This window comes from Burkholderia sp. AU30198, assembly GCF_020419825.1.
Taxonomy (GTDB): Bacteria; Pseudomonadota; Gammaproteobacteria; order Burkholderiales; family Burkholderiaceae; genus Burkholderia.
Window position 1 is genome coordinate 155,000 of record NZ_JAIZSA010000012.1, and the last position, 24,729, is coordinate 179,728.

Annotated in this window: 21 protein-coding genes; 6 read left to right on the forward strand and 15 right to left on the reverse strand. The window is 66.9% G+C overall.

What is annotated here, in order from left to right:
- Positions 1-421 precede the first annotated feature (421 nt).
- Complete coding sequence (locus tag LGN19_RS25120; protein WP_226217713.1) at positions 422-1,834, forward strand: 8-oxoguanine deaminase; 1,413 nt, start codon at positions 422-424, stop codon at positions 1,832-1,834.
- A 96-nt stretch (positions 1,835-1,930) separates the two neighbouring features.
- On the opposite strand, the gene LGN19_RS25125 is transcribed toward LGN19_RS25120, so the two are convergent.
- Both LGN19_RS25125 and LGN19_RS25130 read right to left on the reverse strand, forming a co-directional pair.
- Positions 1,931-2,860, reverse strand: coding sequence for a LysR substrate-binding domain-containing protein (locus LGN19_RS25125; RefSeq protein ID WP_006762467.1), 930 nt, complete (start codon positions 2,858-2,860; stop codon positions 1,931-1,933).
- Between the two features lie 221 nt (positions 2,861-3,081).
- Positions 3,082-3,291: a dodecin gene (locus LGN19_RS25130; RefSeq protein WP_011352399.1), complete on the reverse strand. Its 210-nt coding sequence runs from the start codon at positions 3,289-3,291 to the stop codon at positions 3,082-3,084.
- 135 nt (positions 3,292-3,426) lie between these two features.
- Here LGN19_RS25130 and LGN19_RS25135 point away from each other — a divergent pair, with 135 nt between their 5' ends.
- Positions 3,427-4,320 (forward strand): NAD(P)-dependent oxidoreductase, encoded by an 894-nt coding sequence (locus tag LGN19_RS25135; protein WP_122945656.1) that lies wholly within the window; start codon positions 3,427-3,429, stop codon positions 4,318-4,320.
- 66 nt (positions 4,321-4,386) lie between these two features.
- Here LGN19_RS25135 and LGN19_RS25140 read toward each other — a convergent pair whose 3' ends face one another.
- From LGN19_RS25140 to LGN19_RS25155, 4 genes are all read right to left on the reverse strand, one after another.
- On the reverse strand, positions 4,387-4,833 hold the full coding sequence (locus LGN19_RS25140) for a hypothetical protein (protein WP_027784713.1): 447 nt from the start codon (positions 4,831-4,833) through the stop codon (positions 4,387-4,389).
- A 333-nt stretch (positions 4,834-5,166) separates the two neighbouring features.
- Entirely contained in the window at positions 5,167-5,598 is a 432-nt protein-coding gene (mscL, locus tag LGN19_RS25145; protein ID WP_077232803.1) for a large conductance mechanosensitive channel protein MscL, read from the reverse strand.
- A gap of 232 nt (positions 5,599-5,830) precedes the next feature.
- Complete coding sequence (locus LGN19_RS25150) at positions 5,831-6,994, reverse strand: tetratricopeptide repeat protein (RefSeq protein ID WP_226217714.1); 1,164 nt, start codon at positions 6,992-6,994, stop codon at positions 5,831-5,833.
- A gap of 88 nt (positions 6,995-7,082) precedes the next feature.
- Positions 7,083-7,763 carry a PspA/IM30 family protein gene (locus LGN19_RS25155; RefSeq protein ID WP_011352396.1) on the reverse strand — a complete coding sequence of 227 codons (681 nt, stop codon included), beginning with the start codon at positions 7,761-7,763 and terminating at the stop codon, positions 7,083-7,085.
- 443 nt (positions 7,764-8,206) lie between these two features.
- Here LGN19_RS25155 and LGN19_RS25160 point away from each other — a divergent pair, with 443 nt between their 5' ends.
- The gene (locus LGN19_RS25160) at positions 8,207-10,723 is read left to right on the forward strand and encodes a penicillin-binding protein 1A (protein ID WP_226217715.1); all 2,517 of its coding nucleotides are present in this window, start codon (positions 8,207-8,209) and stop codon (positions 10,721-10,723) included.
- 81 nt (positions 10,724-10,804) lie between these two features.
- Here the strand turns inward: LGN19_RS25160 and LGN19_RS25165 are convergent, their stop codons facing one another.
- From LGN19_RS25165 to mfd, 4 genes are all read right to left on the reverse strand, one after another.
- Positions 10,805-11,275 carry a DUF3574 domain-containing protein gene (locus LGN19_RS25165; protein WP_226217717.1) on the reverse strand — a complete coding sequence of 157 codons (471 nt, stop codon included), beginning with the start codon at positions 11,273-11,275 and terminating at the stop codon, positions 10,805-10,807.
- 145 nt (positions 11,276-11,420) lie between these two features.
- Complete coding sequence (locus tag LGN19_RS25170; protein WP_226217719.1) at positions 11,421-12,440, reverse strand: threonine/serine dehydratase; 1,020 nt, start codon at positions 12,438-12,440, stop codon at positions 11,421-11,423.
- Positions 12,441-12,500: 60 nt separating this feature from the next.
- Positions 12,501-13,721, reverse strand: coding sequence for an acetylornithine deacetylase (argE, locus tag LGN19_RS25175; RefSeq protein WP_175223369.1), 1,221 nt, complete (start codon positions 13,719-13,721; stop codon positions 12,501-12,503).
- Positions 13,722-13,826: 105 nt separating this feature from the next.
- Complete coding sequence (gene mfd, locus LGN19_RS25180) at positions 13,827-17,297, reverse strand: transcription-repair coupling factor (RefSeq protein WP_174960949.1); 3,471 nt, start codon at positions 17,295-17,297, stop codon at positions 13,827-13,829.
- Between the two features lie 107 nt (positions 17,298-17,404).
- On the opposite strand from mfd, the gene ispD reads away from it, so the two are divergent.
- The gene (gene ispD, locus LGN19_RS25185; RefSeq protein WP_122945649.1) at positions 17,405-18,118 is read left to right on the forward strand and encodes a 2-C-methyl-D-erythritol 4-phosphate cytidylyltransferase; all 714 of its coding nucleotides are present in this window, start codon (positions 17,405-17,407) and stop codon (positions 18,116-18,118) included.
- Between the two features lie 28 nt (positions 18,119-18,146).
- Positions 18,147-18,632: a 2-C-methyl-D-erythritol 2,4-cyclodiphosphate synthase gene (ispF, locus tag LGN19_RS25190; protein WP_122945648.1), complete on the forward strand. Its 486-nt coding sequence runs from the start codon at positions 18,147-18,149 to the stop codon at positions 18,630-18,632.
- Positions 18,633-18,721: 89 nt separating this feature from the next.
- Here the strand turns inward: ispF and LGN19_RS25195 are convergent, their stop codons facing one another.
- Positions 18,722-19,630 (reverse strand): LysR family transcriptional regulator, encoded by a 909-nt coding sequence (locus LGN19_RS25195; protein WP_226217721.1) that lies wholly within the window; start codon positions 19,628-19,630, stop codon positions 18,722-18,724.
- Between the two features lie 114 nt (positions 19,631-19,744).
- Between LGN19_RS25195 and LGN19_RS25200 the strand changes: the two genes are divergently transcribed.
- Positions 19,745-20,929, forward strand: a complete 1,185-nt coding sequence (locus LGN19_RS25200) for an MFS transporter (protein WP_226217723.1) — start codon at positions 19,745-19,747, stop codon at positions 20,927-20,929.
- Between the two features lie 182 nt (positions 20,930-21,111).
- Here the strand turns inward: LGN19_RS25200 and LGN19_RS25205 are convergent, their stop codons facing one another.
- The 4 genes from LGN19_RS25205 to ompR all read right to left on the reverse strand — a co-directional run bounded on the left by LGN19_RS25205 (position 21,112) and on the right by ompR (position 24,590).
- Positions 21,112-21,639 carry a carboxymuconolactone decarboxylase family protein gene (locus tag LGN19_RS25205; RefSeq protein WP_226217725.1) on the reverse strand — a complete coding sequence of 176 codons (528 nt, stop codon included), beginning with the start codon at positions 21,637-21,639 and terminating at the stop codon, positions 21,112-21,114.
- Between the two features lie 76 nt (positions 21,640-21,715).
- Positions 21,716-22,264: a peroxiredoxin gene (locus tag LGN19_RS25210; RefSeq protein WP_160931726.1), complete on the reverse strand. Its 549-nt coding sequence runs from the start codon at positions 22,262-22,264 to the stop codon at positions 21,716-21,718.
- A gap of 189 nt (positions 22,265-22,453) precedes the next feature.
- Entirely contained in the window at positions 22,454-23,815 is a 1,362-nt protein-coding gene (locus LGN19_RS25215) for an ATP-binding protein (RefSeq protein WP_174960955.1), read from the reverse strand.
- A gap of 40 nt (positions 23,816-23,855) precedes the next feature.
- Entirely contained in the window at positions 23,856-24,590 is a 735-nt protein-coding gene (ompR, locus tag LGN19_RS25220) for a two-component system response regulator OmpR (RefSeq protein WP_006478565.1), read from the reverse strand.
- Positions 24,591-24,729: the final 139 nt, after the last annotated feature.

Below are 24,729 nucleotides of genomic sequence, written 5' to 3' on the forward strand. Positions count from 1 at the left end.
TACCCGTCGGCGAGATTGAAGCGAGCGCCGTGCAGGCATTGTAAAAAGGTTCCCCGCGCAAATACGGGCGCGATATCAAAGATAATGCGCCGCGCATGAGCGGCTGTCGACGGCACGCCGGATCGGGCTTCCGGCGGGCGTTTCGGGCCTCCGGCGGGGCGTTGCGCGGCGTACCATATCGAAACCGTGAAGCGCGGTATTCCGGATCGCGCATTGTGTGCGGCGCGCGCTTGGGCGATCCTCCCGCCGTGCGCGTCGGCCGATGGCCCGCGCGTACCCCGAAGACGGCGAGCACGCCGGGTAACCGGGCCAGGGCGTTCGAACGGACGCAGGCACCGGAGCGTGCCGCGATTCAGCGTTCGAACGGCTGTGTGACCGCCTCCAGGATCAGCCCCTGGAAGCAGACCGACGCGGAGAACGCATGAACCTCGAGCAGCACGCTGGCGCACGCGCGCCGAACCCTTCCTCATCCCGCCCGAAGACCCTGCTGGTCAAGCACGCCGATGTGCTCGTGACCATGGACGACACGCGCCGCGAGCTGCGCGACGCGGGGCTCTACATCGAAGACAACCGGATCGTTGCGGTCGGCCCGACCGCCGAGCTGCCCGACACGGCCGACGAAGTGCTCGACCTGCGCGGCCACCTCGTGATTCCGGGGCTCGTGAACACGCACCACCACATGTACCAGAGCCTCACGCGCGCGGTGCCCGCGGCGCAGAACGCCGAGCTGTTCGGCTGGCTCACGAACCTGTACAAGATCTGGGCGCACCTGACGCCCGAGATGATCGAGGTGTCGACGCTGACCGCAATGGCCGAGCTGCTGCAGTCGGGCTGCACGACGTCGAGCGATCATCTGTACATCTATCCGAACGGCAGCCGCCTCGACGACAGCATCGGCGCCGCGCAGCAGATCGGCATGCGCTTTCACGCGAGCCGCGGCGCGATGAGCGTCGGCCAGCGCGACGGCGGGCTGCCGCCCGATTCCGTTGTCGAGCGCGAACCCGACATCCTGCGCGACACGCAGCGCCTGATCGAGACCTATCACGACGAAGGCCGCTACGCGATGCTGCGCGTGGTCGTCGCGCCGTGCTCGCCGTTCTCGGTGAGCCGCGACCTGATGCGCGACGCGGCCGTGCTCGCGCGCGAATACGGCGTGTCGCTGCACACGCACCTTGCGGAGAACGTCAACGACATCGCGTACAGCCGCGAGAAGTTCGGAATGACGCCCGCCGAATATGCGGAAGATCTCGGCTGGGTCGGCCACGACGTGTGGCATGCGCACTGCGTGCAGCTCGACGATGCGGGCATCGGCCTGTTCGCGCGCACCGGTACGGGCGTCGCGCATTGTCCGTGCTCGAACATGCGGCTCGCGTCGGGTATCGCGCCGGTGAAGAAGATGCGTCTCGCGGGTGTGCCGGTCGGTCTCGGCGTCGACGGCTCCGCGTCGAACGACGGCGCGCAGATGGTCGCGGAAGTGCGGCAGGCGCTGCTGCTGCAACGGGTCGGTTTCGGCCCCGATGCGATGACCGCGCGCGAAGCGCTCGAGATCGCGACGCTCGGCGGCGCGAAGGTGCTGAACCGCGACGATATCGGCGCGCTGAAGCCCGGCATGGCGGCGGATTTCGCCGCGTTCGACCTGCGCCAGCCGTTGTTCGCGGGCGCGCTGCACGATCCGGTCGCGGCGCTCGTGTTCTGCGCGCCGTCGCAGACGGCGTACACGGTGGTGAACGGGAAGGTGGTGGTGCGGGAGGGGCGGCTGGCGACGCTCGACCTGCCGCCCGTCATCGCGCGTCACAACGCGCTTGCACAGGCACTGGTCGAGGCATCGCGCTGAAGAAATTCTGAAGCCATCCGGCGGCTGCGTTGCCAGGCGTGCCGCCCGCTGTCGTCGCACCGCACCGCGCCGGGACGGCGCGGGAGGCGCGTGCCGTTACGCCTCGATCAGCGTGCGGGTGGCTTCGGCGACGAGACTGCGCAGCCAGCGCACTTCGTCGGAGTAGTGGCAGCGCTCGTGCCACAGCTGGTAGTACTGCATCGGCGGGAAGTCGAGCGGTGCCGGTACGACCGACAGCGGCAGGAACTTCGCGTAGTGATCGGCGAACAGGCGCGTCGTCGTGAAGATCAGGTCGGACTTCACGAGCACGTACGGCGCGAGGTTGAAGTACGGTAGCGTGACGACCACGTGGCGCTTGAGCCGTTCGCGCGCGAGATGCACGTCGATCGCGCCGCGCTGGCCGACCGAGTACGGCGTCGGCGCGAGATGCGGCGCGTTCAGGTACTGGTCGAGCGTGAGCCCGCCGCGCTTTGCGAACGGGTGCGTGTTGCTCATCAGGCAGACGATTTCGTCGACGAACAGGTTCGACAGGTGCAGCTGCTCGGGCGGCTCGGGCCAGTTGCCGACGACGATGTCGAGCTTGCCGTCTTCCAGCGCGAGCTCGTAGTCGAACGCGGGGCCGAGCGAGTGGAATTCGAGCGTCGCGTTCGGCGCGGCCTGCCGGAAGCGCTCGACCACGGTCGGCACGAACAGCACATTCAGGTAGTCGGGGCAGCCGATCCGGTAGCAGCGGATCGACGTGGCCGGGTCGAAGTTGTGCTGCTGGAACTTGATGCGCTCGATTTCACGCAGCGCGTTCTGCACGGGCTCGAGCAGGCGCAGCCCGTATTCGGTCGGCACCATGCCGGATTTGCCGCGCACCAGCAGCGGATCGCCGGTGATGTCGCGCAGGCGCCGCAGCGCGGCGCTGATCGCCGGTTGCGACTGGTTCAGTTTGACGGCCGCGCGCGTGACGCTGCGCTCCATCAACAAGGTGTGCAAGACGCGCAAGAGGTACGTGTCGATCGCCTCGCGTTGCTGACTCATGATATCTCCGGGTTATATGTCTGGGCTGATCGATGGGGCATTGGGGTATATCGTTTTTAATATGAAGATGGGCCAGCGTCAAGAGATGGATACCCGCAGGCACCCGCCAGCCGGGCCGCGACAAGGGGCCCGAACGGGGGGCGATGTGAAGCGCGCGGTGCCGCGCGGACGCGCGTTGCGCGAGTCCGGATCGCGGCGCGGCGTGTGATGCGGCGGGCGCGTCAGTCGTCGATGCGCATGCCGACCTTCAGCGTGACCTGCCAGTGAACGACCTGGTCGCCTTCGATGTGGCCGCGCGTTTCGGTCACCTGGAACCAGTGCAGATTGTGCAGCGTCTTGCCGGCTTTCGAGATCGCGTTGCGGATGGCGTCGTCGCTCGATTGCTTGGACGAACCGGTCAGCTCGATCATCTTGTACACGTGGTCGCTCATGATGCGCTCCCTGGGATGTCGGTATGGATGGCCGGTGCAAGCCGTGGTCCCGAAGCGGCGCCGCGCGTGCCCGGCTTCTTGAGTGATAGGTATGATGGGCGGCAAGTTCAACCCATATCGGAGACGAGGAACATCGTGGAAGTCGGATTTTGCGGACCGGGATTGATGGGCGCGCCGATGATTCGGCATTTGCTGGCGGCCGGGCATCGGGTCAGCGTGTGGAATCGCTCGCGCGACAAGGCCGAGGCGCTCGTGAAGGATGGCGCGCAGGTGGTCGGCACGCCGCGCGAACTGGCGGAGCGCGTCGATACGGTATGCGTGTGCGTGCTCGACGGCCGCGCGGTGGGTGAGGTCGTGTTCGGCGAGCACGGGCTGCTCTCCGGCGACGCCGCTGCGCGTCGCCTGCGGCGCATCGTCGATCATTCGAGCATTCCGCCCGCCGCGACGCGTGATTACGCGGCGCGCGCAGCCGCGCTTGGCGTCGGCTGGGTCGATGCGCCCGTATCGGGCGGCGTGCCCGGCGCGCAGGCGGGCACGCTCGCGGTGATGGCCGGCGGTAGCGCGGACGATCTCGACGCGGTGCGGCCGCTGATCGACACGTACGCGTCGCGCATCACGCACATGGGCGACGCGGGCGCGGGGCAGACGGCGAAGCTGTGCAACCAGGCGATCGTCACCGCGACGGTGACCGCGATCGCCGAGGCCGTCGGTCTGGCGCAGGCGAGCGGCATCGATGCCGCGCGGCTGGCCGAAGCGCTAGCGGGCGGCTGGGCCGATTCGGTGCTGCTGCAGACGTTCGTGCCGCGCATGACGTCGGGCGGTCACGCCCCGATCGGCGCGCTCAGCACGTTCCAGAAGGATGTCGATGCGATCGCCGACGCGGCGCGCGACACGGGGGCGGTGATGCCGGTGTCGGCCACCGTCCAGCAGGTGTTGCGGCTCGGTGCCGCGCAAGGGCTTGCCGGCGCCGATTTCGCCGCGTTCATCGACATCGTGCGGCCCGGCAACGGGCGTCAGCAGGCGTCGTGACGGGCAGGCAGGGCGCGTGAATGGCAGATGGGCCGCCCGGAGGCGGCCCATCGAATGGCAGGCGGATCAGCCGAGCGAGCGTGGTGTCGTGTCGCCGGCGTTCTGGCGGCCGAGCCCGCCGCGCAGGCTCGCTTTCGTGCCTGCACCAAACTCGGGCAGGATGCGCGCACGCGCACGGCTGGCGAACACGAGGAAGCCGAAGCCGTTTGCTTCATACCAGTATCCGCCGTTCTCGAGGCCGTCCAGCGGCTGCTCGAGCGCGTTGGCGATCGATTCGATGCAGCGCTTGCGCAGCTCGGCGATGGCGGGATAGGGCGGCTGGGCGCCGCGCACGCTGCACAGGAGCACGTCGAGACCGGGCAGCACATGCGCGTACAGGACGGGTTCGTCCTGCGCACGGGCGCGGGCAATCTTGGTGTCGAGCTGGGCAAACGGTTTCGAGTGGCGCAATACCGCGAGGAATGACTCCTGGCCATCCTGCTGGGCACGCCGACGTTTTTTCGGGAAGGACATAAACACTCGCCTCAAAAACAATTGCAAGAAATGCGGCACTTTCATGCGACCCACTCCCGGCTATGTACGCCGCATGTCGATCCTTTATAGCACACGAAAATGCTGCCTTCGTGCAGTACGACGATCAATGTCTCCCGTCGACCTGCTCGCCATGATCGACACAGCCAGCGTCTTGGCGCCCGTACTGTCGTTTAGTCTCCATCATAGACCTGCTTTCCCCGCGCGTGCATTCGCCCGTCACAAAAAAGTGAGATAGGCCGCAGGCGGCGGTGCATCGCGCGCGCAATAAAAAGGCCCGCACGGGGCGGGCCTGGCTGGCGGGGCGCTCGGCGATCAGCGCTGCTTCAGCGAATCGCGGATCTCGCGCAGCAGCACGGTGTCTTCCGGCGTCGCGGCCGGTGCGGCTTCTTCCGGCTTGCGCAGCTTGTTGATGAATTTGACCATCAGGAAAATGATGAATGCGAGGATGACGAAATTGATCGCGACGGTGATGAACGAGCCGTAGCCGAACGCGGCGACACCCGCGGCCTGCAGGTCCTTGAACGAATCGGGATTACCCTTGAACGTCGGGGGGATGGTGCCGAGCAGAACGAACTTGTTCGAGAAATCCAGACCGCCGGTCAGCACGCCGATGACCGGCATGATGAGGTCTTTCACGATTGAATCGACGATCTTCGAGAACGCGCCGCCGATGATCACGCCGACGGCGAGATCCATCACGTTGCCCTTGACGGCGAACTCCTTGAATTCCTTGATGATGCTCATGAGCGGCTTTCTCCTGGTTGGGGCGAGGGGAGGCGTGCCGCGACGCGCAGGGATGCAGAGCGTCGAATGAGGGTCGGTGGCACGCCGATGGCCGCATGATAGCGAACGCTCCCCATTGCCGGTAGCCCATCTTGAAATGATTGACAAATCCGCGCGTCGGCGCGGCCGGCCATGCTGGGGAGCGTGGCGTGCGAGGCAGCGCGTCGCGGGTGCGTCGACGCGCTGCGCAACTTCAGGTGTTGTCGTCGGTCCAGCCGTCGTCGTTGCTGCCGAGATCCATGCCGCCGCCGCTGTTGCCGTCGCTCCAGTTCGACGCATCGCCGCGGCCGAGGTCGAAGCCCGGGTCGTTCTCCTGCCGGCGGCGCTCGCCGTCGACGATCACGTCGCGTTCGACGACGCGCTCGCGGCCGCCCGACATCGCCTCGCCGAGCAATACGCCGGTCAGCAGCCCGCCCATGCCGCCACCGAAACCGCCGCCGCCTTGCTGGATCACGACAGGCGGTTGCTGTTGCGGGTAGGGCTGCTGCGGATACGGCTGGCCTTGGGCGCCCGTCATGCGGTCGGCTTCCTGCGCATACACGGAGCCGCTGCCGTTGGCCGGTGCCGCGGGTTGCGCGGCCGGGTCCGGGCGGCCTTCGACGCGTGCCTTTACGCTCGCATGGCGCTGTTCGAGTTCATCGACGCGATACGGCGGCACCGGATTCTTGCCGTTCGCCAGCGTTTCGACGAGCGTGCGCGCGTCGGTCTCGATCGCTTCGAGTTCACCCGTGAGCGCTGCGGCGCCGGGCGCCGTCGACAGCTTCGCGTCGAGTTTCAGCGGGCGGATGTCGTTCAGCACGTCGGTGGCGCGCTTGAGCTGCGTGCGGCGTTCGTCGTCGGCGCGGCTGTCGTCGGCCGTGCGTGCGCGCCGCAGCGTCCAGCGCAGCACCAGCGCGATCACCGCGACGATCAGCCCGAGGGCGATCCACATGCCGGTCGACGGGCCGTGTTTCTCGGCCGGCGCGACGGCGGGCGCGAGCGACGATTGCAGCGTGCCGGCCTGCGTGGCCGAAGGCACGTTGCCGCTCACGCGCGCGGCGTCGGCGCGGATGCGCGACTCCGTCTGCGCGAAGCGCGACGCGTCGGTGAACTTCAGTTGCGGATCGAGCGACTTCGCGCGCTGCAGCTGCTCGAGTGCGTCGGACGCGCGGCCTTCGCGGTCCAGCACCTGCGCATACAGGTAGCGCGCGTGCGCGTTGTTCGGATGGGCGTCGATGACTTGCGACAGCTGCGTGTCGGCTTGCTGCCAGTTGCGTTGCGCGATCGATTGCTCGACCTGCTGCAGCGACGGGACCGCAAACGCGGCGGACGACAGCAACATCAGCGAGAGGCCGAGTGCGGCGAGAGATTTCTTCATGGTCGAACCGGGCGCAGGCGCCCGTCTCCTGACGATCGGTTCGCGCCGCGCCCGGGGCGGGCGGCGGCGCGGTTGCCCGCAGTTGCCGTTACTGCGCGGGCGTGTCGAGCTGCTTCTTCAGTGCGGCGAGGCGATCCTCGACCGACGGGCCCTTGTTCAGCGCGGCGAGCTTGTCGTCGAGCGCCTTGCCGCTCGACGTGTCGGCCGAATTCAGGCGCGCGTCCGAGCGTGCGTTCTGCAGTGCGACCTTGTCCTCGAGCTTCTGGAAATCCTCGGACAGGTTCTTGCCGCCGATGCCGCCCAACGCGCTTGCCGCGACGTCCTTCGCCTGCGCGATTTCCTGCTTGGCCTGCAGGATGTTCGAGCGTGCGTTCAGGTCGTTGCGGCGCTGACGCATGTCGGCGATCTGCCCCTTCAGCTTGTCGACCGACGGCTCGAGCGTCGACAGTTCGGCCGCGAGCGCGTCACGCTCGGCTTCCGCGTTCGACTGCGCGCCGAGTGCCTCGCGTGCGAGTGCTTCATCGCCGGACTGCAGCGCGCGCTTCGCGCCGTCCTCGTATTTCTTCACCTTGTCGTCGGCCGCATCGCGCTTGCTGCGCTGGGTCGCGACCTGTGCCTCGATCTCGATCAGCGAATTCTCGGCACGGCCGATGCTGTCGTCGAGCTCCCGCACGATCTGCCGTGCGTCGCGCGACGGATCCTGTACCGAATCGGCCGCATCGTTCAGCAGGCCTTTGATCGTGCGCGAAACAGAGTCGAAAAGCGACATGAAATCCTCCGTGGTTGAAAGGCGCCGCGTGACCGCGGCAGTGCCCATTGCGAGCCGGTTCCGACCCGCATGAGCCGGCGGATATTACACCACCGGTTCACTTAAATACGGCTTAAACGCGCGAGTTCAAGCGGCTTGCGCATCAGGATATCGAACCTTTCGCGATTGAAAGAAAGCCGGCGATGCGCGCCATATTGCGTGTCCATGATAGGCAGAGGATGCCGACAATACGTTCCTTAAATCGCGGCATTGCGGGAATTTTTACAAAAAATCGCGAAGGCACCCGGTCGATTTCATTAAAATGCGCTGTCACGTCGCGGGAACGGATCGCCGCGCGGCGGGGTCTGTCGACGTGACAGCCGCATCACGATGTCTCTGCTCTGATTCATTCGCCTGCATTTCCGCATGCGTCCGAGGGCGCCACGTACGCCCGCCATTCCGACATGCCAATTATCAAACGACCGCCTTCTTCTTCCGACAGGAACGAACCCCACTACACGCTGCGCCGTTCGCCGTCCGGAGCCTATTACCCCGATGACGACGATCGCGACGACGATCGCCGCACCGAGCGCAGCGGCGGCGGCGGGCGCCGTCGCTCGTTCGGCTCGCGCGTCGTGCTGTGGTTCGTCGGCCTGTTCGTGACGCTGGCGATCGTCGGCGCGCTGATCGTCGGCTACGCGCTGGTCGTGATGGCGCCGCAACTGCCGTCGCTCGATGCGCTGACCAACTATCAGCCGAAGGTGCCGCTGCGCGTGTTTACGGCCGATCACGTGCTGATCGGCGAGTTCGGCGAGGAGCGCCGCAGCCTCGTGCGCTTCCAGGAGATTCCCGACGTGATGAAGAAGGCGGTGCTCGCGATCGAGGACTACCGCTTCTACGAACACGGCGGCGTCGACTTCCTCGGCATCCTGCGCGCCGGCGTGGCCGACCTGATGCACGGCGGCGCGCGCCAGGGCGCGAGCACGATCACGATGCAGGTCGCGCGCAACTTCTTCCTGTCGAGCGAGAAGACCTACACGCGCAAGATTTACGAAATGCTGCTCGCGTACAAGATCGAGAGGGCCCTGACGAAGGACCAGATCCTCGAGCTGTACATGAACCAGATCTATCTCGGCCAGCGCTCGTACGGCTTCGCGGCCGCCGCGCGCGTGTATTTCGGCAAGGACCTGAAGGACATCACGCTCGCGGAAGCGGCGATGCTCGCGGGGCTGCCGAAGGCGCCGTCCGCGTATAACCCGGTCGTCAATCCGAAGCGTGCGAAGGTGCGCCAGGAATACATCCTGAAGCGCATGCTCGAAGTCGGCTACATCACGCAGCCGCAGTACGACGAGGCCGTGAAGGAAGAGATCCACGTGCGCACGCCGGGCAACCAGTACGCGGTGCACGGCGAGTACGTCGCCGAGATGGTGCGGCAGATGATGTACCAGCAGTACAAGGACGAAACCTATACGCGCGGGCTGACCGTCACGACGACGATCAACTCGTCCGACCAGGAAGCCGCGTACCAGGCCGTGCGTCGCGGCATTCTCGACTACGAGCGCCGCCACGGCTATCGCGGGCCGGAAGCGTCGATCCAGCTGCCCGCGGCCGGCGACGACCGCGACGAGGCGATCGACGACGCGCTCGCCGATCACCCGGACAACGGCGACCTGCAGTCGGCGGTCGTGCTGTCGGCATCGCCGGCTGCGGTCGAGGTGCAGTTCGTCGGCGGTGCGACCACGACGATCGGCCCGGCCGGGCTGCGCTTCGTCGCGGCCGCGCTCGGCCCCCGCGCGAACGACACGCTGCGCATCAAGCCGGGCTCGGTCGTGCGCGTGCTGAAGGACGGCAAGACGGGCTGGCAGGTGGTGCAGCTGCCGCAGGTCGAAGGCGCGCTCGTCGCGATCGCGCCGCAGGATGGCGCGATCCGCTCGCTCGTCGGCGGCTTCGACTTCAACAAGAGCAAGTTCAACCACGTGACGCAGGCGTGGCGCCAGCCGGGCTCGTCGTTCAAGCCGTTCATCTACTCGGCATCGCTCGACAAGGGCATGGGGCCGGCGACGATGATCAACGACGCGCCGCTGTACTTCCCGCCGAGCGTGCCGGGCGGCACCGCATGGGAGCCGAAGGACGACGACCAGCCGGACGGCCCGATGACGATGCGCACCGGCCTGCAACGTTCGAAGAACCTCGTGTCGATCCGGATCCTCGCATCGATCGGCACGCAGTATGCGCAGCAGTACGTGACGCAGCGCTTCGGCTTCGATCCGGCGAAGACGCCGCCTTACCTGCCGATGGCGCTCGGCGCGGGCCTCGTGACGCCGCTGCAGCTCGCGACCGGCTATGCGGTGTTCGCGAACGGCGGCTACAAGGTCGATCCGTACCTGATCGCCGAAGTCGACGACGCACGCGGCCAGCCGCTGCAGAAGTCGCAGCCGGTGCTCGCGGGCAGCACGGCACCGCGCACGATCGAAGGCCGCAACGCGTACGTGATGAACAGCCTGCTGCATTCCGTCGCGACGGCCGGCACGGGCGCGGGCACCAACGCACTGGGCCGCAGCGACCTGCAGGGCAAGACCGGTACGACGAACGACGCGAAGGATGGCTGGTTCGCCGGCTACCAGCAATCGCTCGTCGCGGTCGCGTGGATGGGCTTCGACCAGCCGAAGAGCCTCGGCAGCCGCGAATTCGGCGCGCAGCTCGCGTTGCCGATCTGGGTGAACTACATGCGCACCGCGCTGAACGGCGTGCCCGAGCAGCAGATGCCGATGCCGGACGGCCTGACCTCGATCGACGGCGAGCTGTTCTACGCCGATCGTACGCCGGGCAACGGCTTCGTCGCGAACGTCGACATCAACCCGTCCGAGAACTCGATCAGCGCGAACGACGCACTCGGCTCGGCCGGTGCGGCGGGGCTTGCACCGCCGCCTGTCACGCCGCAGGAGAAGCAGCAGATCATGGACATGTTCGAGAACAAGTAAGCGGTACGCCGCGGTTCCGGCATGCGACGGGCGCCTTCGGGCGCCCGTTTTTTTACGGCGCAAGCCGCGGCGGAAGCGGAATCAGAACGACGCGCAGGCCGGCACGAGCGTGATGCCGACCGATTGCTGGTGGAATCGCTGGTTGTACGCCTGCCGGATCGCGGCGAGCCGTGCGCGTGTGTCGGGCGTATCGGCGGCGATGATACGGATCACGAAGCTGTCTTCGCGCGTGATTCCGCCGCTTGCGCGGTCGCGCCACTGGCCGTGCGTGTCCCAGTAGGTGAGGCCGTCGGGGAACCGCGGCGTGACCGTGTCGGCGAGGAACGTCGCGCGTTCCGCATCGGTGACGGGGCTGCGCCCGGCGATGTCGCGCCCGAACAGCAGGTCGGCCTGCAGCATGCGGTGCTCGCCCGGCTGCGCGCAGGCCGACGGCGCGCCGTCGACGGGCGAGGATGGTGCCGCGCAACCGGCGAGCAGCGCGATCGCGACACTGCCGACCACCGGTGCCGCGCGGCGCCACCCGGTCGCGGCCCATGCGGCTGACGGCCGCATCTGCCCATTTCGTGACGATCGACCTCCGCGCGCGCAAAACGCTGCGCGCTCAACCACTTGCGTGCTTGTCCGGCGGGTTATCAACAGGGCTGTCAACATAATCTGGGGATAACCCTAGGTTTACCCGCGAGTGCCCGATACGGGGTCAGTGCTGCAATTTCGCGTGCGCGAGATGCATGCCAAGTGTGCCGGGGTCGGTATTGGTGCCGGATAGCAGCACGCCGACGCGCTTGCCCTGCAGTGTTTCGCGGAGCGGGCCGAGCAGTGCGGCCAGCGCGGCCGCGCACGCCGGTTCGACCGACAGTTTCAGGTGCGAGAACAGGAACAGCATCGCGGCACGCAGCGCGTCGTCGGACACGGTGACGATGCGGTCGACATGGCGCCGGCACAGCTGGTAGCTGTATTCCTCGGTATGCGGCGCCATCAGCGAATCGGCGATCGTCTGCATCGCGCTCATCTTGATCGTGTGATTCGCCGCGAAGCTGCGGCTCATCGCGTCGGCGCCTTCCGGCTCCACGCCGTACACGTGCACGCGCGGATTCGCGAGCCGCAGCGCGGTCGCCATGCCGGCCGCGAGCCCGCCGCCGCCGATCGGCACGATCACCGCGTCGAGGTCGGGGGTCTGCGTTGCCCATTCGTAGCCGAGCGTCGCGGTGCCTAGGATCGTGTGATAGCCGTTGAACGGATGGATGAAGAAGCGGCCTTCCTCGGCCTCGATCCGCCGGACGAGGTCGAACGCCTGCGACGCGCTCCCGGCCAGCACGACTTCCGCGCGGTACTGCTTGCATTGCGCGATGCGCGTCGGGCTCGCGGTATGGAACATCACGACCTTGGCGCTGCTGCCGAGCCGCATCGCCGCATACGCGACAGCCGCCGCGTGATTGCCGGCCGACACGCAGGTGACGCCGGCGTTCTTGCGTGCCTCGTCGAGCGCGAGCAGGTTCGTGAATGCGCCACGCGCCTTGAAGCTGCCGCTGGCCTGCAGCAACTCGAACTTGAAGTTGACATGCGTGCCCTCGAGGGACGGCAGGTCGGCGCGTTCGAACACGGGCGTGCGCGCGACCCAGGGCGACAGTGCGAAATGCTGCGCGGCGATTTCGTCGAGCGTCGGGATCGGCTCGCCGTCGATCGTCGTATGGGCGGTGCCGTGGTGTTCAGTCGACATGACGTGGCGGGTGGCGGAGTGGGCCGGCCCGCACACGCGGGCCGGCGTGGCGGGAGGCAGTCAGTGCGCGTCGACCGACATGCTGCGGATGAACTTGCGCAGGAACTGTTCGCAGGCGGCGAGCTGCGCGAGCTCGACATATTCGTTCGGCTTGTGCGCCTGCTCGATGTTGCCGGGCCCGCATACGACGCTCGGGATGCCCGCGCGTTCGAACAGGCCGGCCTCGGTGCCGTATGCGACCTTGCGCTTGTCCTGGTCGGCCGTCAGCGCGCGAACGAGTTGCGTGATCGCGGCCTGTTCGGTGGCGTCGAGGCCGGGCGCCGCGGCGATCTTCGAGAATTCGATCGCGGCATTCGGATGCTCGCGAAGCATCTGCGGCAGCAGCGTGTCCCGTGCATACGCTTCGATGCGCGTGAAGATCTGCTCGGGATCGAGCGTCGGCAGGTTGCGGAACTCGAAGTCGAACCGGCATTCGGCCGGCACCGTGTTGATCGCGTTGCCGCCCTGGATCGTGCTCGTCTGCGCGGTCGTGAACGGCACGTCGTACAGCGCGTCGAACGGGCCTTCGGCGCGGAAGCGGTCGGCGATGTCGCGGATGTGGCAGATGAGGCGTGCCGCATACTCGATCGCGTTCAGCCCCTTCGGCGTCAGCGACGAATGCGCCGCGTGGCCGCGCACGCAGCAGCGGTACGCATTGATGCCCTTGTGCGCGATGATCGGCCGCATGCTGGTCGGCTCGCCGACGATGCAGCCGGACGGCTGCACGCCGCGTTTGACCAGATCCGCAATCATCAGCGGCGCGCCCGCGCAGCCGATTTCCTCGTCGTAGGACAGCGCGAAGTGGATCGGCTTCGCGAGCCTGGTCGCCTGCATCTCGGGCAGCAGCGCGAGCGCGGTGCCGATGAAGCCCTTCATGTCGCAGGTGCCGCGGCCGTACAGGCGGCCGTCGCGGATTTCCGGCGCGAACGGATTGCTGTCCCATTGCTGGCCGTCGACCGGCACGACGTCGGTATGTCCCGACAGCACGATGCCGCCGTTCGTCGAGCCGTCGTGCGCGGGCACGGTCGCGAACAGGTTGGCCCAGCCTTCGCGCGGATCGTGCGTGATCGTCGAGGCGATGCCCTTCGCGGCGAGCGCGTCGCGCACCGTTTCGATCAGGCCGAGGTTCGGCACGCGGCTCGTTGTGTCCATCGACACCAGTTGCTTGATCCAGGGCAGGCTGACGAGCGACGCGTCACCTTGGTCGGCGGCGGACGGCGCCGTCGCGTCGAGAGTGGACATGGCAAAACTCCGTCTGAAGAATGGGAAAATCATACTCAAAAACGCGTCGGCCCGCCCGCGTCGGGCGCGATGCGGTGCAGCAACGCCGCACCCGTCAGTATCGCGTCAGCGCACCGGGGCAGCCGCTCCCTGCTTCGGACCGAGCGCGCGCAGCGTTTCCTTGATCGTCGACACGCGGATCGCGAGATCGGGCGAGCGCGTCTCGATGCGCAGCTTGTCCTGGCCCGCGAGCTTGATGTGCCGGTGCTTCTGCACCATCTCGATGATCCGCATCGGATCGATCGGCGGATTCGGCTCGAACTGCAGCCCGATCGCGACCTCGCTCGCATCGATCTTCACGATGCCGAGCGGCTTCGCGGCGATCCGCAGCCGGTGCGTCTCGACGAGCGCGTGCGCCTGCGGCGGCAGCTTGCCGAAGCGGTCGATCAGCTCCTCCTGGATGCCGTCGATCGCGTCGCCGTGCTCGCAGTTCGCGAGCCGCTTGTACAGCGACAGCCGCTCCTGCACGTCCGCGCAGTAGTCGGCCGGCAGGATCGCCGGTGCGTGCAGGTTGATTTCCGTCGTCGCGGCGAGCGGGGCGGTGAGGTCGGGCTCCTTGCCGTTCTTCAGCGCCTTCACCGCGTCGTTCAGCATGTCCGTATAGAGCTGGAAGCCGATCTCGTGGATCTCGCCCGACTGCTTGTCGCCGAGCACTTCGCCGGTGCCGCGGATCTCGAGGTCGTGCATCGCGAGATAGAAGCCCGAACCGAGTTCCTCCATCTGCTGGATCGCTTCGAGCCGGCGCTGGGCCTGCTTGGTCAGCGCCTGCGGATCGTGGACCAGCAGGTACGCATACGCCTGGTGGTGCGAGCGGCCGACGCGGCCGCGCAGCTGGTGGAGCTGCGCGAGGCCGAACTTGTCCGAGCGATGCATGATGATCGTGTTCGCGCTCGGCACGTCGATGCCGGTCTCGATGATGGTCGTGCACAGCAGCACGTTCGCGCGCTGCGCGACGAAATCGCGCATCACGCGTTCGAGTTCGCGTTCGTGCATCTGACCGTGCGCGATCGCGATGCGTGCCTCCGGCACGAGCGCCTCGAGCATCGTCTTGCGGTTCTCGATCGTCTCGACCTCGTTGTGCAGGAAGTACACCTGGCCACCACGCTTCAGCTCGCGCAGCATCGCCTCGCGAATCACGCTTTCTTCTTCGCGGCGCACGAAGGTCTTGATCGCGAGGCGCTTCTGCGGCGCGGTTGCGATGACCGAGAAATCGCGCAGCCCTTCGAGCGCCATCCCGAGCGTACGCGGGATCGGCGTCGCGGTGAGCGTCAGCACGTCGACTTCCGCGCGCAGCGCCTTCAGCGCCTCCTTCTGGCGCACGCCGAAGCGGTGTTCCTCGTCGATGATCACGAGGCCGAGGCGCTTGAACTGCACGTCGGACGACAGCAGCTTGTGCGTGCCGATCACGATGTCGACGCTGCCTTCGTTGATCTGCGCGATCGCCGCGTTGACTTCCTTCGCGGTCTTGAAGCGCGACAGCTCGACGATCCGCACCGGCCAGTCCGCGAAGCGGTCGGCGAAGGTCTGCGTATGCTGCTCGGCGAGCAGCGTGGTCGGCGACAGCAGCGCGACCTGCTTGCCGCCCAGCACCGCGATGAACGCAGCGCGCAGCGCGACCTCGGTCTTGCCGAAGCCGACGTCGCCGCACACGAGGCGGTCCATCGGCTTGCCGCTCGTCATGTCGCCGATCACGGCCGCGATGGCGGCGGCCTGGTCGGGTGTCTCCTCGAAGCCGAAGCTTTCGGCGAACTTCACGTAGTCGCGCGGATCGAGCGAGAACGCGTGGCCTTCGCGGGCCGCGCGGCGCGCGTACAGGTTCAGCAGTTCGGCGGCCGTATCGCGGATCTGCTGCGCGGCCTTGCGCTTTGCGCGCTCCCACTGGCCGGAGCCGAGCGCGTGCAGCGGCGCGCTGTCGGGATCGGCGCCGCTGTAGCGCGAGATCACGTGCAGTTGCGCGACGGGCACGTAGAGCTTGCTGTCGCCCGAGTATTCGAGATGCAGGAATTCGGTTTCGCCTTCGCCGAGATCCATTGACACGAGGCCCATGTAGCGGCCGATGCCGTGCTGCGCGTGGACGACCGGGTCGCCGACCTTCAGCTCCGACAGGTCGCGCACCATCGCGTCGACGTTGCTGGCCTGTTCCTGCCGGCGGCGGCCCGCGCGGCGGCCGAGCGCGCCGTACAGTTCGGTCTCGGTGACGACCGCATAGCCTTCGCCCGGCACCGCGAAGCCGTTCGCGAGCGGCGCGACGCCGAGCGCGAAGCGTTCGTCGCTCTCGAGCCAGCCCGCGAAGTGGTCGTTCGACGCGGGCCGCAGATGGTGTTCGGCGAGCAACTGCAGGATCGTTTCGCGGCGGCCGGCCGATTCGACGGTCAGCAGGACGCGCTTGCCCGACGATTCGACGAACGTGCGCAGCGACGCGAGCGGATCGTCGGCATGGCGATCGACGGTGAGCTCGGGCAGCGCGGTCGCCCAGCCGCCGGCCGGCTGCGCGGGCAGTACGACGCGGGCGAACGGCTTCGCGAACGCGAAGAAATCCTCGTCGGACAGAAACAGCCGCTGCGGTTCGAGGATCGGCCGCTCGCGATCGTGCGCGAGGAACGCATGGCGCTGCTTCGTATCGGCCGTGAAGCGGCGGATCGATGCCTCGAGATCGCCGGTGAACACGAGGTGCGCGTCCTGCGGCAGGTAGTGGAACAGCGTGGCGGTTTCGTCGAAGAACAGCGGCAGGTAATACTCGATGCCGGCCGACGGCACGCCGTTGCCGATGTCCTTGTAGATCGGCGCACGGCTCGGGTCGCCTTCGAAGGTTTCGCGCCAGCGGCTGCGGAAGGCCGTGCGTGCGGCTTCGTCGAACGGAAACTCGCGGCCGGGCAGGAGGCGGACGTCACGCACCGGGTAGAGGCTGCGCTGCGTGTCCGGGTCGAACGCGCGGATCGAGTCGACCTGGTCGTCGAACAGGTCGATCCGGTACGGCAGCGGCGAGCCCATCGGGTACAGGTCGATCAGCGAGCCGCGCACGCAGTATTCGCCGGGCCGCACGACCTGGCTCACGTGCTCGTAGCCGGCCAGCGTGAGCTGCGCCTTCAGCTTCGCTTCGTCGAGCCGCTCGCCCTGTGCGAATGCGAACGTGTACGCGGCCATGAACGACGCGGGCGGCATCCGGTACAGCGCGGTGGTCGCGGGCACGAGCAGGATGTCGCAGCGGCCTTCGCCGAGATCGTGCAGCGTCGCGAGACGCTCGGACACGAGGTCCTGGTGCGGCGAGAAGGTGTCGTACGGCAGTGTTTCCCAGTCCGGCAGCAGGCGCACGCGCGCGTCGGGCGAGAAGTAGCGGATTTCCTGCGAGAGCCGCTGCGCGTCGACCGCGTTCGCGCAGATCACCGCGAGGAGCGGCACCTCCCCGCGGTTGTCGGCGAGATAACGGGCGATGGCGAGCGCATCGGCGGAACCATGCGCGCCGTCGAAGGCGAAGCGCTGGCCGGGCTTGACGCGGGCAACGGGCGAGGCGGACGGGGTGGAAGCGTTATCTGGCATAGGGACGACAGGGGTGGCGTGCACGGGCGCATCGCGGTGCGCCGGTCGAGACGAAAGACCTATTATAAAATCCGCTTCTCGATTTCATCTTTCCGGCGTTCCATTTCGTGACTCCCCGACTTTTCGCCCTGATTCCCTGTGCCGGCACGGGCAGCCGTTCCGGTTCGGCCGTGCCGAAGCAATACCGCACGCTGGCCGGCCGCGCGCTGCTGCACTACACGCTCGCCGCGTTCGACGCGTGCAGCGAATTCGCGCAGACGCTCGTCGTCCTCGCGCCCGACGATACCCATTTCGATGCACGCCGCTTCGCGGGGCTGCGCTTCGCGGTGCGCCGCTGCGGCGGCGGCTCGCGCCAGGCGTCGGTGCTGAACGGCTTGCTCGAGCTGGCCGAGTTCGGCGCGACCGACCACGACTGGGTGCTGGTGCACGACGCCGCGCGCCCGGGCATCACGCCTGAGCTGATCCGCACGCTGGTTGCGGCGCTGAAGGACGATCCGGTCGGCGGCATCGTCGCGCTGCCGGTGGCCGATACGCTCAAGCGCGTGCCGGCCGGCGGCGACGCGATCGCGCGCACCGAGTCGCGCGACGCGCTGTGGCAGGCGCAGACGCCGCAGATGTTCCGCATCGGCATGCTGCGCGAGGCGATCCTGCGCGCGCAGCGGGAAGGGCATGACCTGACCGACGAAGCGAGCGCGATCGAATGGGCCGGCCATACGCCGCGCGTGGTGCAGGGCAGCCTGCGCAATTTCAAGGTCACGTACCCGGAAGATTTCGCGCTCGCGGAGGCGATCCTCGCCGCGCGCCCTGCGAACGCCTCCTGACATTTACCCCCTCACAATCGGAATACGCATGGATTTCAGAATCGGACAAGGCTACGACGTGCACCAGCTCGTCGAGGGGCGCCCCCTCATCATCGGCGGCGTGACGATTCCTTACGAACGCGGCCTGCTCGGCCACTCGGACGCGGACGTGCTGCTGCACGCGATCACCGACGCGCTGTTCGGCGCGGCGGCGCTCGGCGACATCGGCCGCCATTTTTCCGACACGGACGCGGCATTCAAGGGCGCCGACAGCCGCGTGCTGCTGCGCGAGTGCGTGGCACGGATCAAGGCGGCCGGCTTCACGATCCAGAACGTTGACAGCACCGTGATCGCCCAGGCGCCGAAGCTGGCACCGCATATCGACGGGATGCGCGCGAACATCGCGGCCGACCTCGGGCTGCCGCTCGATCGCGTGAACGTGAAGGCGAAGACCAACGAGAAGCTCGGCTATCTCGGCCGCGGCGAGGGGATCGAGGCGCAGGCCGCCGCGCTGCTGGTGAAGCAGGCGGGGTGAGCGCCGACGGCGGGCGTGCCGCCCGCCGGGACGATGCGCGGCGCTCGGGCAAGTGCATCGAGCCGGGCCGCGCTTGAGTCGTCTGCCGGCTAACTGATCCGCAGGGCGCTGGCGAGCTGTTCCAGCACGGCGTCCACTTTCGGCAGCAACTGACGCCCGAGCGGCCACACGAGATTCAACGGCAAGCCGTCGGTGTGCAGCGAAGGCAGCACCGGCACCAGTGCGCCGCCGGCGATCTCGTCGTCGACCAGCCAGGTCGCGAGTTGCGCGATACCGTATCCGGCCTTGACCGCGGCGACCTGGGCTTCGCCGCTGCCCACGACGATGCGGCCTTCCAGCGCCAGCGATTCGACCCTGTCCTCGCCATGCGCGATCCGCCACGGGCTGGTGGTGCCGTCGGCCTTGCCGTACAGCACCGCGTCGTGCCGGACGAGTTCGGCCGGCGATGCCGGCGTGCCGTGCCGGGCGAGATAGGCAGGCGAAGCACAAAACACCAGCCGTTCCCGGCCCAGATGCCGATGGCCGAGCGACGCGGGCCAGTGATCCGGGCCACCGATGCGGATCGCCACGTCGATGCCTTCGTCGAGCAGATCGACGAAGCGATCGGTGAACGACACATGCGGACGCACGCCCGGATACCGCTCGGCAAACTCCAGCAGCAGCGGCAGGACCTTCAGGCGGCCGAAGGCGGCGGGCACATCGAGCCGCAGGCGCCCCGCAGGTTCGTGGCGCTGCGCGGCGAGCACGGTTTCCGCTTCTTCCAGGTCGGCCAGCACACGCACGCAGGTGCGGTAGAACGCCGTTCCGGCGTCCGTGAGCGCCAGCCGGCGCGTCGTGCGCTCGAACAGCCGCGTGCCGAGCCGTTCTTCGAGGCGCGCGACGCTCTTGCTGACGGCGGAATTGGTGAGGTTGAGGCGCTCGGCGGCGGCCGTGAAGCTGCCCGCATCGGCGGTCGCGACAAAGGCATCGATGCCCTTGAGTCGTTCCGAATGAATCATTCCGATATCTCGATTGTGGATTCTGATTCAAGAGTAACGCGAAAAGATATCGTAAATAAGAAAATAAGTCTCCAATAGACTGGGCCATCGCAACAAGATGCAGGAGCCCATTCGATGTCTTCCCTCACGGCGCCGGACACGGCCGCTTCCGCCCGCGATCGCGGCTTTTCCATCGGCATCCTGGCGGTGGCGGCGTTCGTCATCGTGACGACCGAATACCTGATCGTCGGATTGCTGCCGGCCCTGGCGCGCGATTTGCGGATCTCGATCTCCGCCGCCGGGCAGCTCGTGACGCTGTTCGCGTTCACGGTGATGATGTTCGGCCCGATTCTGACGGCGCTGCTGTCGCATGTCGGGCGCAAGCGCCTGTTCGTCGCCATTCTGCTGATTTTTGCCGGCGCCAACGCGCTGGCCGCCGTTGCCACCAACGTGTGGATGCTGGCGGTGGCGCGGTTCGTTCCGGCACTCGTGTTGCCGGTGTTCTGGGGGACGGCGAGTGAAACGGCGGGGCAACTGGCCGGGCCGCAGCGGGCCGGGCGTGCGGTTTCGCAGGTCTACCTCGGCATTTCGGCTGCGCTCGTCCTCGGCATCCCGCTGGGCACGCTGGCATCGGACGCCGTCGGTTGGCGCGGCACGTTCTGGGGGCTGGCGGGGCTGTCGTTGCTGATGGCGCTCGCGTTGCTGGCATTCATGCCCGCGATGGCAAAGCCGAAGCGCCTGCACCTGATGGAGCAGGCCCGCATCCGCGCGTCCCCGCGTTTCGTCGCCGATGTGCTGTTGTCCGTGGCGGTGTTCACCGCGATGTTCACGGCCTATACGTATCTGGCCGACATGCTCGAGCGCGTGGTCGGCGTGACGCCGTCCCGGGTCGGGTGGTGGCTCATGGGGTTTGGCGCGATCGGCCTCGTCGGCAACGGTCTCGGCGGCCGCTTCGTCGACAGCAATCCGCTGCGCGCGACGATCGTCTTCACGCTGTTGCTGGGCGCCGGCATGGCGGCCAGCGTGCCGCTGGCGGGTGCGCCGGTTTTGTTCGGACTTGCGCTGGCAGTATGGGGCACGGCCTATACGGCGCTGTTTCCGATCTGTCAGGTGCGGGTGATGAAGGCGGCCTCGCATGCGCAGGCACTGGCCGGGACGCTGAACGTATCGGCCGCCAATGCCGGCACGGGACTGGGCGCGATGATCGGCGGGCTGGCTATTTCGCGCTGGGGGCTCGGCAGCATCGGTTATATCGCGGCGGGCATTGCGCTCGTGGCGGTTGCGATGACGCCGTGGGTCTCTCGCTTGAGGGTGCGCTGAGCGTCACGCGCGGATGTGCCGACGCACGATCGGTGATCCGTATTGGACGGGGCCGCGATATCGAGAGGTTGGGGCGGCAGGGCGGTATCGCCGCGCGATACGTCCTGCAAATGAAAATGCCACGCGCATGGGCGTGGCATTTTCCGGTCGACGCGCTGCGCGACATCGCGCGCAGGCAGCGCTTACTCGCCTTCAGCGGCGATCACTTGCGCGGCGGCGTTGATCACCGACGCGATACGACCGACGTCGCGCAGCTGCGTGACGGTCATCCCTTGCTCGTTCTTCAGCAGCGCATAGTGCGACTTCACGCAGAAGTGGCACTTGCCGACGATCGATGCGGCGAGCGCGTACATCTCGAACTTGCGCTTGTCGACGCCACCGTGCGTCGCATACGCACCCATCCGCAGCTCGGCGCGCTGCGTCTTCAGGTCGGCGTCGTCGGCCATCTCGACATACGGATACCAGGTGTTGTTCATCCCCATCAGCGCGGCCGCCGTCAGCACGGCGTTCGTCTCTTCGGGCGACAGCACGCCGGCTTCGCGGATCGTCTTGATGAGCACCGTGCTCTTCGCCGCGATTGCCGCCGCCAGCGCGACGCCGACCGCGTCGGTGCCTTCGAGCGACGAGCGCGAGATCGTGCCGTCGAGGTTCAGGCGGATGTCCTTCGCGTAGTCGGGAATACGCACCTTAATCGAATCGATGAATTCCATTGATATCTCCTATGGGTTGGCCGTTAAAAAAGCCCGCAGGCAGGACGTGCGCCGCGGGCTTCGTGCATCGATGCGCTTACAGCGTTGCGCCGCCGACTGCACGGTTGCACGGGCACAGTTCGTCCGTTTGCAGGCCGTCCAGAATCCGCAGGACTTCTGCCGGGCTGCGGCCGACGTTCAGGTTGTTCACCGAAACGTGCTGGATCGTGTTGTCCGGATCGACGATGAACGTTGCACGCAGGGCCACGCCGGCTTCCTTGTCGCGCACGCCGAGCTGGTCGATCAGCTCGCCCTTGACGTCGCCGAACGCGTAGTGGTTCAGCTTGTCGAGGTCCTTGTGCTCACGGCGCCATGCGAGCTTGACGAATTCGTTGTCCGAGCTGCCACCCAGCAGGATGGCGTCGCGCTCTTCGAACTGCTTCGTGAGCTTCGCGAACTCGACGATTTCCGTCGGGCACACGAACGTGAAATCCTTCGGATAGAAGTAGATGATCTTCCACTTGCCCGGGAACGACGCTTCGGTGACGGTCTCGAATGCCGACTGGCCGTTTTCCTCGTGATTGTTGAAGCCCGGCTTCGCGGCTACGACGGTGAAAGCTTCGAGTTTATCGCCCACGGTTTTCATGCGGATACTCCTGTATGAGTTGGGAAGAAGACTGAGTCAAGCTACCTCGGTGCTGCAACGATGATGTGACAGCATGGGCGAAACTATAACACTATTAGTAAAGTGTTTCAATAGATTTTAACTAACGATCTTCATAGTTTTTTTCAACCGGATCGATAGCGTGCAGTGCGAGAAGCGTGTGCGAGCGCGTCACGCCGTCGCACGTGCCTTGCCGGCGCCGGGGAATTCGAGCGTAACTTCGAGGCCCGCTTCGGGGTTGCGGTTGCGCAGGCGCAGCGCGCCGCGATAGCGGCCGACGAGGCGCAGCACGATCGCCATCCCGAGGCCTGTGCCGTCCGCCTTGGTGCGCGCGGTGTCGACGCGGTAGAACGGCCGCATCACGAGCGGCAGTTGATCCTCGGGGATGCCGGGGCCTTCGTCGCTCACCGACAGCTCGACGCGCGCGTGCGATACGCGCGTCTCGAGCGTGATGCGCGACACGCCGTCCTGCTTGCTCTGGCCATACTTGCGCGCGTTCTCGACGAGGTTGCCGATCACGCGGCGCATGTCGGTCTCGTCGGCTTCGATCACCGCGCTCGGCGCGAGCCGGGTGCGGATCTCGACACCGTCCTCGCCCGACACGCGCGCAGCGACTTCCTGCACGATCGACGACAGGTCGACAGGTTCCGGTTTGCGTTGCGACGGGCGCGCGTAGTCGATGAAGGCCGCGATGATGCGATCCATCTGCTCGATGTCGTCGACCATCGCGTCCTTGGTCGCCTGGTCCGACGGGCTCATCTCGGTTTCGAGCCGCAGCCGCGCGAGCGGTGTGCGCAGGTCGTGCGAGATGCCCGCGAGCATCAGCGCGCGGTCGGCCTCGAGCTGTTCGAGGTCGCGCACCATCTGGTTGAAGCTGCGATTGGTCTCGGCCGCGACGCCCATTCCGCGCTCGGGCAGCAGTTCGGGTGTCTGGCCCGAGCCGATCTGCCGCGCGGCGAGCGCGAGCCGCGAGAACGGCCGGTTCACGAGGCTGGTGATGAACGCGGAGCCGAATAGCGACAACGCGAGCGCGAACAGCCCCCAGCCGGCCCACTGCAGGCCCGTGACGCTGTCGAGCTGGTCGCGATCGAGCGCGACCCAGTAATCGTCGTCGTCGATCTTGAAGCTGATCCACACGCCGGGAATGTCGTTGACCGACTGCGCGATCACGGTATCGTCGCCGAGACGGCTGCGGATATCGTGTTCGATCAGGCGGTTCAGCGATTCGTCGGGCTGCAGCTTGAACTTGTCGGTCTTCTCGCGCGGGTACACGCGCACGCCCTCGTTGCTCTCGAGATCCTGCAGCAGCGCGCGCCGCAGATCGGGATCGGAATAGAGCAGGGCGGTGCGCGTGAGCTTCACGATCGCGACGAGCTGCAGCGCGACGCGCTGCGCACGCGGCTCGCGCTCGATCACGCGAAAGCTCTGGAACCACGCGGCGAGACTGACCGAGATCAGCAGCGCGATCAGCAGGAAGGTGCGCCAGAACAGCCCGCCGAACGCGAGCTGCAGGAGGCGCCGGTCGATACGCATGGGACGGGCCGTGGGCGGGCGAAACCGGAAAGGAAAAAGATCAGGCGGCGCCGTCCGGGATGAACACGTAGCCGAGGCCCCAGACGGTCTGGATGAAACGCGGGCTGCCCGGATCCGGTTCGATCAGCTTGCGCAGGCGCGAGATCTGCACGTCGAGGCTGCGGTCGAACACTTCGTATTCACGGCCGCGCGCGAGCTCCATCAGCTTCTCGCGCGACAGCGGCTGGCGCGGATGGCGCGCGAACACTTTCAGCACCGAGAATTCGCCGGTGGTGAGCGGAATTTCCTGGCCGGATTTCGTCAGCGTGCGCGTCGCGAGGTTCAGCGAGAACTCGCCGAACTCGAACACCTCGGTGGTTTCCGACGGCGCACCCGGCAGTTCGGCCGGCGCCTGGCGGCGCAGCACCGCGTGAATGCGCGCCACGAGTTCGCGCGGGTTGAACGGCTTCGGCAGGTAATCGTCGGCGCCCATCTCGAGGCCGACGATGCGATCCACATCCTCGCCCTTCGCGGTGAGCATGATGATCGGCGTGCGGTCGTTGCTGCCGCGCAGGCGGCGGCAGATCGACAGGCCGTCTTCGCCCGGGAGCATCAGGTCGAGCACGAGCAGGTCGAAACGCTCGCGGACCCAGAGCTTGTTCATCGCGGTCGCGTTTTCGGCGACGTAGACATTGAAACCCTGCTCGCCGAGATAGCGGCGCAGCAGATCGCGCAGGCGCGGGTCGTCGTCGACGACGAGAATCTTGGAGGGGTTTTTCGTTTCCATGATCGGCATCTTATCGCGAATGGGAATTGACGCACGGCCGCGTATTTTCGCGCGTTACAGTCGGTTACAAAATTTACCCGTAGTGTCGCGCGGAGTAAAGGCAGGCTATAGAGATTCCTTTACTCGAAGCCGAAATTCGGTAGATACT